This window comes from Acinetobacter sp. KH_038, from assembly GCF_057839405.1.
On record NZ_CM174489.1, the window covers coordinates 255,935 to 270,293 of the forward strand.

The following is a 14,359-nucleotide window of genomic DNA, read 5'->3' on the forward strand; positions in this document are numbered from 1 at the left end:
TTTTTTGGTGTAGCCATGCATACTAGAGCAACAAAAATGCGCTGGCATTGATAAATTATTCCGATTTATAAACTATGCAGTCAATAACAACAACAGGATCAAAAAATGCAAATGCACATGCAATGGATCAATACCACTGATCAGCAGCGTCTCTGCGTCAAAACCTATGGTCAACCAGAACAGCCCGCTTTGGTGTTGATTCATGGTTATCCCGATCATCAGGCCGTTTGGGAGCCGGTTATTGCCCATCTGGGGCAGCACTATTTTATTGTGACTTATGATGTACGGGGCGCAGGAGAATCCAGTATTCCTAAAAAAATTTCCGATTACCGGCTGGCGCGTTTATGTCAGGATCTGCAGGAGGTGGTGAATGCCGTCTTGCCAGAACGAGCTTTTCATCTGGCCGCACATGACTGGGGTTCCATTCAGGCCTGGGAAGCAGTAACTGAAGCAGGCTTTCAAGGTCGAATCCTGTCTTATAGTAGTATTTCCGGGCCCTGTCTGGATCATGCCGCTTTCTGGATGCGTGAACAGTTCCAGCAGAATAAAGCCAAATTCTTCAAGCAAATGAGCAAGTCCTGGTATATCGCCGTGTTCCAGTTGCCTTGGGTGGCGCCCTTGACCTGGAATTTCTTTAATGCAGAGCGCTGGGCCAAGATCGTGCAGCAACTGGAAAAACGTGATGATCTGCCGCTGAATCCGCATATCGTCAAGGATGGCAAGTATGGGGTGAATCTGTATCGGGCCAACTTTTTGCCACGTTTGACTCAACCACGGCAGCGTTTTGCGATTTGTCCTGTACAAGCCATCGTATTGAAATATGACCAGTTTGTCGGTCCTGAACTGGTTGACGAGATGGCAAAATGGGTTGATGATTTCTCTAAGGTCGAACTGGCGGCCAATCACTGGGCCATTTTGAGTCAGCCTGAGCGAGTTGCTCAATTTATTCATAAATTTATCCAGCTTAAAGCTGCTGAAGTGGCTTAACTCATTTCAGTACTGCACATGACTGGACAAGGGAAAAGTGGCAGAATTTTTATCCGCATTTTCTGATAAAATAGCCACTTTCTCTCAAATCCTATTCATTATGTTCGCAATTCTTGCTGCTATTGGAGTCATGTTCGGACTCTCATTGGCACGTGTACCTGTGGTTTTTGCCCTGGTCATTGGTGCTGTTACGGGTGGTTTACTGGCAGGTCTCGGCCTTCAGGGAACTTTGGACGCATTTAACAATGGCTTGGGTGGCGGTGCTAAAATTGCCTTGGCTTACGGTATTTTAGGTGCATTTGCGCTGGCGCTGGCTCGTTCAGGCCTGCCGGATTTATTGGCTTATAAAATGATCAACACCTTAAAAGGTGAGGCTGATCTTAAAGCACAAAACCGGGTGAAATATCTGATTTTCACTACCGTTGCGATTGCGGCTGTATTCTCCCAGAACGTGATTCCGGTACATATCGCCTTTATTCCGGTACTGATTCCACCACTATTGACTGTATTTAACCATTTAAAGCTGGACCGCCGTTTGATTGCCTGTTTGCTGACATTTGGTCTGGTGGGAACCTATATGCTGATTCCAGTCGGTTTTGGTGCGATCTTCCTGAATGATATTCTTGGACATAACATCAATACCTTTGGTAAGCCTTATGGTTTCGAGATCACTTATGACCAGATTCCTTCTGCGATGGTGATTCCGGTCATTGGAATGCTGGTCGGGCTATTGATCGCAATTTTCTTCTCCTATCGTAAACCACGTCAATACAAGGATATTCAGGTTCAGGAGCAGCAAAGTATTTCTGCTGAACTAGGAGTAGAACCACAGCTTAAGCCGCAAATTTCAAGATTTACCATCTGGATGGCAGGCCTGGCAGTATTGGCAACTCTGGCAGTGCAACTGTATTCAGATTCGATGATTCTGGCCGGTCTGGTCGGTGTTGCGATTTTAAGCTGTGCTGGCATTTTCAAGTGGAAAGAAGCGGATGATGTGATCATTACCGGTATGCGCATGATGGCACTGGTCGGCTTTATTATGATTGCGGCACAAGGTTTTGCAGCGGTTATTGAAGCCACCAATCAGGTCCCTGCGCTGGTAGAAGCTTCGGTAAACTGGATTGGTGACAGTCAGGCACTGGCCGCATTCCTGATGCTACTGATCGGTTTGTTGATTACTTTAGGGATCGGTTCATCTTTTTCAACTGTGCCCATTCTGGCCATTATCTATGTGCCGCTGTGTATCCAGTTTGGTTTTAGTCCCGCAGCAACCATTGCCATTATTGGTACGGCAGCAGCACTGGGCGATGCCGGTTCTCCAGCTTCAGACTCTACCTTAGGCCCAACTTCGGGCTTAAATATGGATGGTCAGCATGATCATATGAGAGACAGTGTGGTTCCAACTTTCATTCATTTTAATATCCCGCTGATGATTTTTGGCTGGATTGCAGCGATGGTGCTGTAATTTAATTATACTAACTTGAGTGAATATTAAATTCACTCAAGGGTATTTTAAATAGCTTTATAATATATATTTAAAATACATGTTTTAATGATTTTAAATATAAAAATGAGTTGATTTCATCTAAATATTGCTATTTAATTCTGATTAGATTGGTTGGTATTAAAACCAACCAATTTAGTATATTTAAAATAAATAATATATAAAAACAATAACTTAAATAATATTTATAATTTAGTTTTATAATAACTATTGCATATTAAATCCCTCCATGTTTATCATTAATTAATATTTAAATTCTTAATAAATGATCTTCCAGTGGGGTATTTAAAAATGTTGAAGCAAGTTGCTCTAATTGCATTAATGGGTCTTTCTGCGTCAGCGATGGCGGGTCAATGGCAAGTGAAAGTTGGTGGTTCAGTAGTATCACCGACTGGCGACTATCAACTTTCTCCTGGTGCTGAATTAAAGGCTGCCGATGAACTAGCATTTACACCATCTGTTGAATATTTCTTTAATGATAATTTCTCGGCAGAATTACTTTTGGCAGCACCTGTTAATCACGATGTTGAATTGAATGGTACGGATGTAGTACGCATTAAACATTTACCGCCGACATTGACTGCAAAATACCACTTTAAAAATTCAACTCGCTTTACCCCATATATCGGAGTAGGTGGTACAGCATTTGTTGCTTGGGATGAGCGTACAAAAGGTCTAGGCAATACTGATGTTAAAGTTAAAGAAGATTTCGGTTTCGCAGGTCAGGTTGGTTTTAACTTCCAGCCAGCAGATGCCAAAAACTGGGGCGTATTCTTTGATGCACGTTATGCACAAATTAGCCCTGAAGTTACTTTGAGTGGAGATGTAGCAGCTAAGTTTGATCTTGATATTGACCCAATGATCTATACTCTCGGCTATAGCTATAAATTCTAAGCTTGCATTTTTCTGGATTGATTTTCCAAAAGCCTCATCTTGTATGAGGCTTTTTTTTCAAAATAACAACGATTTATAACCTATTGAAATTGAGCAGATTGGCAATGTTCAAATATATTAAAGCGAATAAAGTAAATATTAATTGAATACGACTTAATAATTGAATAATAAGGAAGATCAGCATGAGATTTTTAATGAAGAGTATTGTGATCTTCTGCGGCCTGTTGGCTGCACCTGCCTATGCAGCAAGTTTTGATTGTCAGAAAGCTGAAACCGTGACCGAAAAAGCCATTTGTGAGCACCGCCTGCTCAATGATGCCGATGTCAAAATGAGTACCAGCTATCATATCTTACGCCGGATGGTCCCGATGGGAACACGTTCAGTCATTCAGCGCGATCAGGTCAAATGGCTGCAGTTTCGTGACCAGTGTCAGGAATCGGTCTCTTGCCTGAGCCAGGTCTATAATATGCGGCAACAGCAGCTGGACTTGCAGTTTCAGCGCATTTATAAGCTTGGGCCTTATTAAGTCTGGCAATCAGTCTTGCCAAGACCAAAACCCTGCCAGATCAAGCGCTCAAAAATATCTTGAGAAAAAATATACCCCTGACTATTGAAAATTGAGGAACTCACTCCATTCATATAGGCAACAGTGTTGACCTGTATTTAAAATAAAAGGAGTGATTAATGAGCGAGTCTAGCGCACAAAAACATAGTTTCCAGGCTGAAGTGGCTCAGTTACTACATCTCGTGACCCATTCGCTTTATTCAAACCCTGAAATTTTCCTGCGCGAATTGATTTCGAATGCTTCAGATGCCTGTGACAAATTGCGTTTTGAAGGGATCAATCATCCGGAATTTTATGAAAATGATCCGGATTTACGCGTTCGTGTCAGCCTTGATGCAGACAATAACACCATTACCATTTCAGATAACGGTATTGGTCTAAGCGAACAGGAAGCCATTGATAATTTAGGTACGATTGCCAAATCGGGTACCAAAGACTTTATGTCTAAGCTGACCGGCGATCAAAAGGCCGATGCCCAGCTGATTGGCCAGTTCGGGGTCGGTTTCTATTCCGGTTTTATTGTGGCAGACAAGATCACGGTAGAATCACGTCGTGCCGGTGCAGATGTATCTGAAGGTGTACGCTGGATCAGTGGCGGCACTGGTGAATTTGAAGTTGAGCAAATTCAAAAAGCAGGCCGCGGTACCGATATTATTCTGCATCTGCGTGAAGATGCGCTGGACTATTTGCAAAGCCATAAAGTCAAACAGATCATCAATAAATACTCAGACCACATCAGCCTGCCAATCCAGATGCAAAAAGAAGTCTGGCAGGAAGAAGAAGCTGCTGAAGGTGAAACACCGAAAGGCGGCCAGTATGTCAAGACTGATGAATGGGAAGCGATTAACTCGGCCAGCGCACTCTGGACACGTAACAAATCTGAAATTACTGAAGAACAGTATGTCGAGTTCTACAAAAATTTAAGTCATGATTTTGCGGCACCATTGGCATGGGCGCATAACCGGGTTGAAGGCAGCACTGAATACACCCAGTTATTGTATATTCCAAGCAAAGCGCCACATGACATTTTCACCCGTGAATCAAAGGCCGGCATCAAACTGTATGTGAAACGTGTCTTTATTATGGATGATGCGGATAACCTGATTCCGAATTACCTGCGCTTTGTACAAGGCGTGGTAGACAGTGCCGATTTGCCACTTAACGTCAGCCGTGAGTTGCTGCAAGAAAGCCGCGATGTGAAAACCATCCGTGAAGGTAATGCCCGTCGTATCCTGACCATTCTGGACAGTCTGGCCAAATCTGAAGATGAAAAGGATCAGGAGAAATTCAAGACTTTCCATCAGGAATTTGCTTCAGTGTTGAAAGAAGGCCTGGGCGAAGATTTTACTAACCGTGAACGCATTTTGAAACTGCTGCGTTATGCAACGTCGAACAATGACGAAGTCAACACCTCATTGGCAGACTATAAGGCACGTATGAAAGATGGCCAGAAAGCCATTTACTATGTGACTGCAGACAGCCTGAATGCTGCGAAGAATTCACCGCAGCTGGAACTGTTCAAGAAGAAAGGCATTGAAGTTCTGCTCATGACCGAACGCGTAGATGAGTGGGCGATGAACTTCGTGAATGAGTTCGATGGTACGCCGTTGCAAAACGTCTCTAAGGGTGCAGTTGATTTAGGCGATCTTCAGGATGCCGAAGAGAAAAAAGCACTCGAAGAAGCTGCAGCACAGTTTAAGCCTGTGGTCGAAAAGCTGACTGACTCATTAAAAGACAAGACCAAAGAAGTACGTGTGACTACGCGTCTGGTCGATTCACCGGCCTGTCTGGTGACTGGAGAAGGGGAACTCTCTCCACAATTAATCCGTATGCTAAAAGATGCAGGTCAGCCTGTACCGGACATGAAGCCGATTCTGGAAATCAACCCTGAACATCCTTTGGTGAAAAAACTGGATGGCTCAGCGCAGTTTGATGATCTGGCCAATGTAATCTTTGATCAGGCGGTGATTGCAGAAGGCGGATTGCCAGAAAATCCTGCTGAGTATGTGAAGCGTATCAACAGCTTGTTGCTGGCTTAACAGATCAGGCTTTAAGCTAAAAAATCCCTCTACGGAGGGATTTTTTATATCTGCACTGTGCTTAAAATTTAAAACAATGCTTCTAAACGCACCAAAGCACCGACATAGTGATCACGATCTTCGCGATGATCATTCAGATAGTTCAGGTCAGTCTGGACAAAAAACCATTCACGTAAAAAAGGTTGTCTCCAGGACACATACGGTCCCCAGCGATTCAGGCGTAGATCTTTGTCATTTAAATAACCGCCGGTATAAATACCATAGCTAAAGCGGTTGTTCTGAAAAAACTGATGTTGCCTAAAAGTGTAGTTGTCCCAGGTCAGATCATCGTCTTGATCGTCGGCATAGGTCAGGCTGAGCTGATTGGAAAAGAAGGCCTGATTGGGACGGGCATGGATCAGCTCCAGGTTAGTCCGTAAATAGTTTTCACTTTGAATCCCGTAGCGATAAATCTGTTCAGCATGAAAAAAGTAATCATTTTCCAGTGTCCAGTCTTTGCTGGCTTTGACACGCAGGTAGATATCATCTCCGGAGCGTAAACCCAGATCCAGATCGGTCTCGAAAGGAATGCGATCGGACCACTCTGACCAGCGCAAGGCAAATGAGCTGTTATCTTCGCGTGCGCGCTTGGTATCTAGACGTTTATCTCCAGACGCGGCTGGATTTTCATTGGTAATCGCGACATTATTCTCTAATTCGTTGTCCAGACTGTCATCACCAAAGACCAGACTCAGCTTTTGTTCCAGGGTTGGAAGTTTAATTTTGCCGCGAATACGCGGTTTAATCTCATAACCTTCATATTCATCCCAGCGATTATCCAAAATAACCCTTAAGGTGGCTGCAGCCGGCTGATCCGGATCGGTTTCACCGAACCAGTTGTCAATCTTGTGCGCAGTACGATCTGCCCATTCCCGGATGCCTTTCTGTTTCTGATCGGCCCAAGAATAGTTTTCTGTTTCCAGTGTCGGTGGAACGATGGCTGTATTGGACTGTTCTGGCAGAATGGTCGGTGTTGCATCAATCAAACGCGGGATCTGGTCCAGAAGTCCGGAGCGGCTCGGTTCAACACTCTCCGAGTTTTTTCCCTGATCTGAAGAAGCATCTTTTGCTGGATTTGCCCAAGCCATGCTGCTGCTGATTCCTACGCCAAGAGAGAACAGGAAGATCTGAGTAATTCGATTTATTTGCATGAGATATTTATTACTCTTGTATTCTTTTATTCAGCTGTAGTTTTCTAAAAAATAGCGATAAAAAGCAAGTTAAAGCTACAAAATAACAGCAATTATTCAATGATTTGAGTCTGAATTGCCTGATAAAGTTCCATCACCTGAATCGGTTGCGGCAACATTAAAATAATCGCGTGAATCTTTTGCCAGTTTAGCTGTTGATCGCGTTGCAGCAAGATATGTGGATAGGCAGGTTCATTCTCTGTAACAGACAGGCGTTTTTCACCATGAATCACGCGTATTTTCTGATGCTCTTGCAGCAGAAGGAGTGGCGTAGAAAAATCTGCAGCAGCCTCTTCAAATAAGATCAGTTTCTGCTTCTGGATCAATTGTGCCGGAATATAAGGATAATAATCGGCTTGGGTCCAGACTGTTTCAGCTTGCTGCAGATAGGCTTTTATAAAGAGATCGGCTTGAGTAAAAATGGTAGTTAATGATGACCATGCCAGCGCTTTAATCGCAGCAGCCCGGCGTTGCTGCAGCCCTAGCCAGTGCTCAATACAATAGTGCGCCTGTAATTGACTGGATGCACCCAAAAGCATCAGGTATTTAATGAACTGGCCTTGCAGATCCAGCTGCTCAACCAAATAGACCTGACGTGCCTGCCAGTGATCTTCTGCCGCATAATACAGCAGGATATCCAGATAGGCTGGATGCTCGGCATCAGGTTCCAATACTAAAGCACAAAGCCGCTGAAGATTGGCCTGTTCCAAACCCAGGCAACGCACACGAGCGTTCAGTTGGCCTAATTGGATCTCTACAGGAAATTCAACCGGTGTAGAAAGCATGATTTGTGCTGGCGGAATTGTCATCTGGTCTTTTAGTGAAGGATCTGCTACTTCAAGCTCAGCGTATATTTGAATCTGGGTTTCATCAGAGGAAGCCAATTCTGGTGGGTAGTTACCTGTTCTTGGCCGGCCCCGATGGTATCGCGTCATTTCTTCCGGTTTGAGGCTATTTTCTGCTTCGCTCAGGGACAAGGCCGGTACAGCCAAGGGTGGATCTGCTTTGAGCTGTTGTTGTGACAGCCAGCTAGAACATTGTTGTAATTCGTGCCATTCACTGTGCAGTACAGGAGGTTGTGGCTCCGAATGCAGCCAGATCTGCCAGCCACGCTGGGGATGATGTAAAATTGCCCAACCTGAATCTGGCCGAGTGTAGAGTGCTTTTTCCAAAGCACTGATCTCGGTGAAATAACCACGAAAGCTCAGGTGATAGGGCGTGCTGGCAGAAAACTGATAGGCAGCAAGTTCAGGCTGAGTACGGGCTGTAAATGCTAAAATCTGGGTTTTAAAAATAGGTTCATCACAACGCTTGAAAATATCGTGAATTCTTTTTTTAGAACGGGCCACTTGGTACAGAGGCAGAACTTCATGCTCCAGCTGCCGGGTCAATTCCTGCAATTCCTTGACTAAGTGTGCTTTTTCTAAAGCATTCATTTTATCTCTCTAGATATGTTGTAGCGCGTTATCCAGGCTTTGCGCCAGCATCATATTCACCGCCAGCTCGATTAATTTGTATTCAGCAGAATGAGGATCTGTATAGCACTCTGCCATTTCAATTAAAAAATCAACAGAAATAGATTGAGGGGGAATTTTGCCCTGTACCAAGGCCTGCAGTCTGTTCATAACAAAAAATTTGTGTCGTCAGTATTTTTATAGTGCTGTAATTATAGGCGTAGATCACATGAAATAGGGATTTATTTTGAGTGTTTTATAGTCAAAATCTAGCGGGTTGAATTGATGAAAAGTGATGAATATCAATAGAAAATAGTAAATTATGAAATGATCGAGAGTTTTTAAACTATAGGTTTTTGAAGCAGAGAGTAAGCTTTCAATATGTAAAAAAAACAGGCTGTATCAAGCAGCCTGTTTGAATGCAAAACTGTGCAGCTTTAAGCTGTTTTTTCAGTTGCCTGAGTCGCAGTCTCGGTATTTACGCTTTCAGCAGGTGCTTTGCTTGCCGGAAAGTCTGGCAGATAAACCACTTGTGCCATTTGCGCTGATGCTTGAACAGAAAAAGCCATAACAGTTGCTGCGAAAGCAAAACGAAGAGCATTCATAGGACGACCTTTCATATCAGAGTGTTCAATAACTTGAACAGAGGAGAGTATTTAAACTTAATTCGATTGAAATAATAGCAAATAAGACTTAATAGGAAATGATAGATTCGGCAAATTCAAGGATTAAAATTTAGATAAATTACTCTATAAAACAATAAATTAGTATATTTGCTCTAATAGTTTTTCAGGCATTTATACGACTTCTACAGGATATAAAAGCGATTAAAAACTGCAATTTATCGCCCCTAAAAATACGCTAAAGATATTGTTATGGGCTTAAATTAAGGCTTTGTTCACTCCATGTAAGTTTTTGCTGTCACTTGTTTACCAGCCGCTGTAATCCTGGAGGAATGGACTAAGATGGAATTTCATTCATTTTCACAATGAGGGTTCTATTATGGCAATTGCAAAAGTGGTGGAAGTTAATTCAAGCAGCAATAAGAGCTTTGAAGATGCGATTCAAACCGGCATTCAAAAGGTCACAGAAACCATCAAAAATGTACAGGGTGCCTGGATCAATGAACAGAAGGTTGTCATTAAAGAAAATAAAATTACAGAATATCGGGTAAATTTAAAGATTAGTTTCCTGGTCGACTAAATCAATGCAGTTAAATGACAACCAAAAAAATCCCCATCGATAATGGGGATTTTTTATATAAAGTTTTTCTTATTCGGGTTGGGGTGGCGTATCGCAAACCTCGGTTGAGCATTGTGCTGCAGAACTGTCTGTTGCAGTCTCGAGTGCTTTTTCAAATACCTGCAGGAATACTTCTTTAGGCTGGGCACCTGCCAATGCCACACGTTGATCAAAAACAAAGAACGGCACGCCCGTCACTTTCAGCTGATCTTGCGCCACTTCCTGATCAAATTTAACAAAATCGGAAAATTCGTCAGAGTCGAGCAAATCATCGACTTCGACTGGATTCAGGCCAATACGTGCTGCGACATCTTCCAGAGTTTCACGCTCTCCAATTGCCAGACCTTGGGTCATATAGCTATAGAAGAAGGCTTCCTGTGCTTCAGTACCCAAGCCTTTGCTTTGCGCAAGATGAATAATGCGATGCGCATTAAAGGTATTGCCGGAATTGGCACCTTCCCAGTTAAATTCAATGCCTTCAGCTTTGGCCATCTCAGCAATATTACGCTGCATTTCTTCTACTTCAGCCACAGTGCGGCCATATTTTTGCGCCAGACGTTCAGAGTTGGAAATTTCCTGACGTAGCGGTGCTTCAGGATCCAGCTGAAAACTGTGCCAATGTACTTCAAGCTCAATTCCGGCTTCCTGTGCAGCAGCTTCTAAACGTTTTTTACCAATATAGCAGAAGGGGCAAACCACATCTGACCAGATATCTACGCGCATGTCATGTCTCTAATTTTGCTCTTGTATTCAAGTATGAGGGTGAAATAGCAGAATTTAAAGTCCTGACTGATCAGAAGTGTATTTCTACAGCACATTGGCAGCTTTTCAGAAAAGAAGAAAAAACCGCGAATACTTAAATGACTTCTTTAAATGGATTTGATTGCCGTCATTCAAGAGGAGCAGAAAAATGCCATAAAAAAACGCCCCGTAGGGCGTTTTTTGAATACAGTCAATTAAGCAGTTTTAACTTCAGCTTGAGCTGCCAGCATGTGACCATTTTCTTCAAAGTTTGAGTGCCAAGAAAGCGCTTCACGAAGAAGATGAGGAGTGTGGCCACCTTTTGCACATGAACGATCAAAGTAATCATTCAGGGCATCACGGTACATCGGGTGCGCACAATTATCAATCACGGCACGGGCACGTTCACGCGGCGCCAAACCACGAAGATCTGCAAGACCTTGTTCAGTCACCAGGATATCTACATCGTGTTCTGCATGGTCGATATGTGAAGCAAATGGAACCACAGAAGAGATGTCGCCACCTTTCGCGATTGATTTGGTCACGAAGATCGCCAGGTGCGCATTACGTGCAAAGTCACCTGAACCACCAATACCGTTCATCATTTTAGTACCGCAGACGTGAGTCGAGTTCACGTTACCGTAGATATCAAACTCAAGTGCAGTGTTGATACCAATAATGCCTAGACGACGTACCAGTTCAGGATGGTTTGAAATTTCCTGTGGACGCAGTACCAGTTTGTCTTTGTATTGCTCAAGGTTGTTAAATACTTTCTCGCCATATTTCGCAGAAAGGGTAATCGAAGAACCTGAAGCGAACTTCATTTTACCGGCATCGATCAATTCAAAAGTACAGTCTTGCAGTACTTCTGAGTACATGATCAAGTCTTCAAAGTTTGAATCTTTCAGACCGGTCAATACCGCATTGGCAATTGAACCAATCCCGGCTTGCAGAGGTCCGAGGTTTTTCGGTAGACGCTCTTCAGCCACTTCTTTTTCAAAGAAAGCGATCAAATGGTTGGCGATACTTTGCGTTTCATCATCTGGTGCAGTCACGGTAGATGGAGAATCATGCAAGTCGCTGTTAAATACGATACCAACGATTTTTGATGGATCGATATTGATGGCATGGGTACCGATACGCTCATCGACTTGAGTCAATGGAATCGCTTGACGGGTCGGACGGTAAGTCGGGATATAGATATCGTGCAAGCCTTCGAAAGCCGGGCTTAAGTTGGTATTGATTTCTACAATGACTTTTTCAGCAAAAATCGCAAAACTTGCAGAGTTACCTACTGAAGTTGTTGGAATGATGCCGCCATCTTCAGTAATTGCCACAGCTTCAATGATCGCAACATCTGGTTTTTTCAGTTGCAGGTTACGCATCTGTTCAACCGTTTCAGACAAGTGCTGGTCGATGAACATTACTTCGCCGTTGTTGATGGCTTTACGTAAAGTGTTGTCGACCTGGAACGGTAAACGACGTGCCAATACGCCCGCTTCAGTCAATTGTTTGTCTAGATCGTTACCCAGTGACGCACCAGTAATTAACGTAATCTTAAGTGGATTTGCTTTTGCCTGCTGAACTAAAGCTAAAGGAACCGCCTTCGCTTCACCAGCGCGAGTAAAGCCACTCATGCCCACAGTCATGCCATCCTGGATGAATGCAGCCGCTTGTTCAGGGCTGATGACTTTGTTGTGTAGGGAGGCTAAACGGATACGATCTAAAGACATCTTAACTCTCAATAATTCTTAAACTATGATACGGATTGTACCGCTCAAAAAATGTATTGTGCATAGGTGTTAGGCTAAGGTCTAATTTTTTAGCTAAATGCGGGTATAATAAAAAATGATGTTTTTTAAGTGATTGAATTAGTAAAATATAAAATGAATTGTATAGAAAAACTAAAAAATCGTTTGTTGAAAGAATGATCGCTTCTTAAAAGCGATCAGTCAGGGTTTGGCGAATTTTATCTAGGGTGGTGGCTGTGGTCGCGGTCTCTGGCTCGGCCATATTTAAAGGAAGTGAAATAATGGCTTCGAGTCCACCTGCAGCACGATTATGAATGTGCAATTGACCCTGGTGAATATCAACAATCCGCTTTACGATTGCGAGCCCCAAGCCACTGCCTTGAACGGTTCGTGCCGAATTACCTCGCACAAAGGGTTGCATCAGCGCTTCGATCTGATCTTCCGGGATACCTTCGCCATGGTCTGCGACACAAATCAATAGCTGATTGTCCTCGACATGCGCAGAGAGTTCGATCGGTTCTGAACCATAACGTTTAGAGTTGTTAATCAGGTTGCCAATCAGTCGTTTCAACGACATGCTGCGGGCCTGAATGGTCGGTATCTCTTGTGGGCTGAAACGGATATCCAGCGGTTTAAACTGCTTGACCAGCTCCTGTAACAGCACATTGACATTGGTGTCCTGCGGCTCTTCATCGGAGCCATCACGCATATAGGAAATAAACTGATCCAGAATCGCATCCATATCCTCGACATCATAAATCAGGCCTTCTTTGAGAAAGTCTTCATCGGGCATCATTTCGGCACTGAGGCGGATTCGGGTCAAGGGTGTACGCAAGTCATGGGAAATGCCGGCCAGCATGATGCGGCGTTCCCGCTCGGTCTGATCCAGAGTATAAATCATCTGATTAAAGGCATGATTGACCTGACGGATTTCCAGTGGGCCATGGTTGGTGTCCAGATAAGGCGCTGAACCGATGCGGCTATAACTGTTAGCAGCCTCCTGCAAGCGGCGCAGAGGGCGGTTGAGCTGACGTACCAAGGTCAAAATAATGATACCGACAATAATCGGCGTGCCCAGCAGCCAGCCCAAAATCAGCTCATTACTGTAATTGGCATAGGTTTTTAAAGGCTCCTGTACCCAGTGACCATTCATTTCAGGAGTCTGGATCCAGATTCGTGGACTCGGCTTGAACTGGAAATAAACCGTGGCTTCTTCGATGCGTAACTCTTTGGCCAGCTTGGTTTCGATCTGCCGGGTGAAAAACTCTGCAATTACCTTTTCCCGCACAGTGGGATATTCTGCCGGATTGGTGACGTATTCAATGCCGACCCGGTTCTTTAACCAGGCATCAATATCGACTTCCTGCTGTTTATGGTACAGGCGCAGATCGGGGTTATTGAGAATTTCCAGTTCCATGGCCAGATAGCGTGCATGTTGCTGGATTTCAGGTAAAAACAAAGTACGCCAAAAAAACCACAATGACATAAACAGGCTGAAACAGACCACAAAGACCACCAGTACCGTGGTGCGCATGGCAGCAGAGCGTGGTTTGATCTTGTCCAGAAAGCGTTCCCAGCGGGTACGTTTCTTTTCCGAGTAGCTGACAAAGTCGGTAAATTTTTGTGGGTCGATGGGGTCGAGTTTCACTGCGCAATCCTGTGTTATGACTTCAGCAAATGATTAGAATTCTTTTATAAATAATTTTTTAATTACTATAAAGAAAATTCCCTCTCCTTATAGGAGAGGGTTAGGGAGAGGTTTTACTCAAAAATCTCCTCATCCTCTTAGGAGTAATGCTTATCACATCCAAGTTAAACTATTTGAAATTTAGATGAAGCTTGAAACTTTCGGTTCGACCTACTTTTGTTTTGACAAAAGTAGGCAAAACCATCTTACGGAGCAGGGCTCCTCATCGCAAAACTCGTCAAAATGCATTACGTCATCAAGGTGT

General features: G+C 43.7%; 13 protein-coding genes. 6 read left to right on the top strand and 7 right to left on the bottom strand.

Annotated elements, in window-relative coordinates; translation table 11 throughout:
- Window positions 1-105 precede the first annotated feature (105 nt).
- The 5 genes from AC3IT7_RS01205 (at window position 106) to htpG (ending at window position 5,990) form a co-directional block, all read left to right on the top strand.
- The gene (locus tag AC3IT7_RS01205; protein WP_489249111.1) at window positions 106-987 is read left to right on the top strand and encodes an alpha/beta fold hydrolase; all 882 of its coding nucleotides are present in this window, start codon (window positions 106-108) and stop codon (window positions 985-987) included.
- A gap of 100 nt (window positions 988-1,087) precedes the next feature.
- Window positions 1,088-2,452 (top strand): Na+/H+ antiporter family protein, encoded by a 1,365-nt coding sequence (locus AC3IT7_RS01210; protein WP_489249112.1) that lies wholly within the window; start codon window positions 1,088-1,090, stop codon window positions 2,450-2,452.
- A 330-nt stretch (window positions 2,453-2,782) separates the two neighbouring features.
- A complete protein-coding gene (locus tag AC3IT7_RS01215; RefSeq protein WP_489249113.1) occupies window positions 2,783-3,385 on the top strand; it encodes an OmpW/AlkL family protein in 603 nt (200 codons plus the stop codon).
- Between the two features lie 182 nt (window positions 3,386-3,567).
- Window positions 3,568-3,912 carry a lysozyme inhibitor LprI family protein gene (locus AC3IT7_RS01220; RefSeq protein ID WP_475653714.1) on the top strand — a complete coding sequence of 115 codons (345 nt, stop codon included), beginning with the start codon at window positions 3,568-3,570 and terminating at the stop codon, window positions 3,910-3,912.
- A gap of 158 nt (window positions 3,913-4,070) precedes the next feature.
- Window positions 4,071-5,990, top strand: a complete 1,920-nt coding sequence (gene htpG, locus AC3IT7_RS01225; protein ID WP_489249114.1) for a molecular chaperone HtpG — start codon at window positions 4,071-4,073, stop codon at window positions 5,988-5,990.
- Between the two features lie 68 nt (window positions 5,991-6,058).
- Here the strand turns inward: htpG and AC3IT7_RS01230 are convergent, their stop codons facing one another.
- The 4 genes from AC3IT7_RS01230 to AC3IT7_RS01245 all read right to left on the bottom strand — a co-directional run bounded on the left by AC3IT7_RS01230 (window position 6,059) and on the right by AC3IT7_RS01245 (window position 9,278).
- The gene (locus AC3IT7_RS01230; protein ID WP_489249115.1) at window positions 6,059-7,180 is read right to left on the bottom strand and encodes a hypothetical protein; all 1,122 of its coding nucleotides are present in this window, start codon (window positions 7,178-7,180) and stop codon (window positions 6,059-6,061) included.
- Between the two features lie 92 nt (window positions 7,181-7,272).
- A complete protein-coding gene (locus tag AC3IT7_RS01235) occupies window positions 7,273-8,655 on the bottom strand; it encodes a hypothetical protein (protein WP_489249116.1) in 1,383 nt (460 codons plus the stop codon).
- A gap of 9 nt (window positions 8,656-8,664) precedes the next feature.
- The gene (locus AC3IT7_RS01240; RefSeq protein ID WP_475653710.1) at window positions 8,665-8,844 is read right to left on the bottom strand and encodes a hypothetical protein; all 180 of its coding nucleotides are present in this window, start codon (window positions 8,842-8,844) and stop codon (window positions 8,665-8,667) included.
- Between the two features lie 266 nt (window positions 8,845-9,110).
- Window positions 9,111-9,278: a hypothetical protein gene (locus AC3IT7_RS01245; RefSeq protein ID WP_475653709.1), complete on the bottom strand. Its 168-nt coding sequence runs from the start codon at window positions 9,276-9,278 to the stop codon at window positions 9,111-9,113.
- A 397-nt stretch (window positions 9,279-9,675) separates the two neighbouring features.
- On the opposite strand from AC3IT7_RS01245, the gene AC3IT7_RS01250 reads away from it, so the two are divergent.
- Window positions 9,676-9,876: a dodecin family protein gene (locus tag AC3IT7_RS01250; protein ID WP_420937484.1), complete on the top strand. Its 201-nt coding sequence runs from the start codon at window positions 9,676-9,678 to the stop codon at window positions 9,874-9,876.
- 69 nt (window positions 9,877-9,945) lie between these two features.
- On the opposite strand, the gene AC3IT7_RS01255 is transcribed toward AC3IT7_RS01250, so the two are convergent.
- The 3 genes from AC3IT7_RS01255 to AC3IT7_RS01265 form a co-directional block, all read right to left on the bottom strand.
- Window positions 9,946-10,638: a DsbA family oxidoreductase gene (locus AC3IT7_RS01255; protein ID WP_489249117.1), complete on the bottom strand. Its 693-nt coding sequence runs from the start codon at window positions 10,636-10,638 to the stop codon at window positions 9,946-9,948.
- Between the two features lie 233 nt (window positions 10,639-10,871).
- Window positions 10,872-12,389: a succinyl-CoA:acetate CoA-transferase ScpC gene (scpC, locus tag AC3IT7_RS01260; RefSeq protein WP_489249118.1), complete on the bottom strand. Its 1,518-nt coding sequence runs from the start codon at window positions 12,387-12,389 to the stop codon at window positions 10,872-10,874.
- Between the two features lie 205 nt (window positions 12,390-12,594).
- Complete coding sequence (locus AC3IT7_RS01265; protein WP_489249119.1) at window positions 12,595-14,055, bottom strand: ATP-binding protein; 1,461 nt, start codon at window positions 14,053-14,055, stop codon at window positions 12,595-12,597.
- Window positions 14,056-14,359 lie beyond the last annotated feature (304 nt).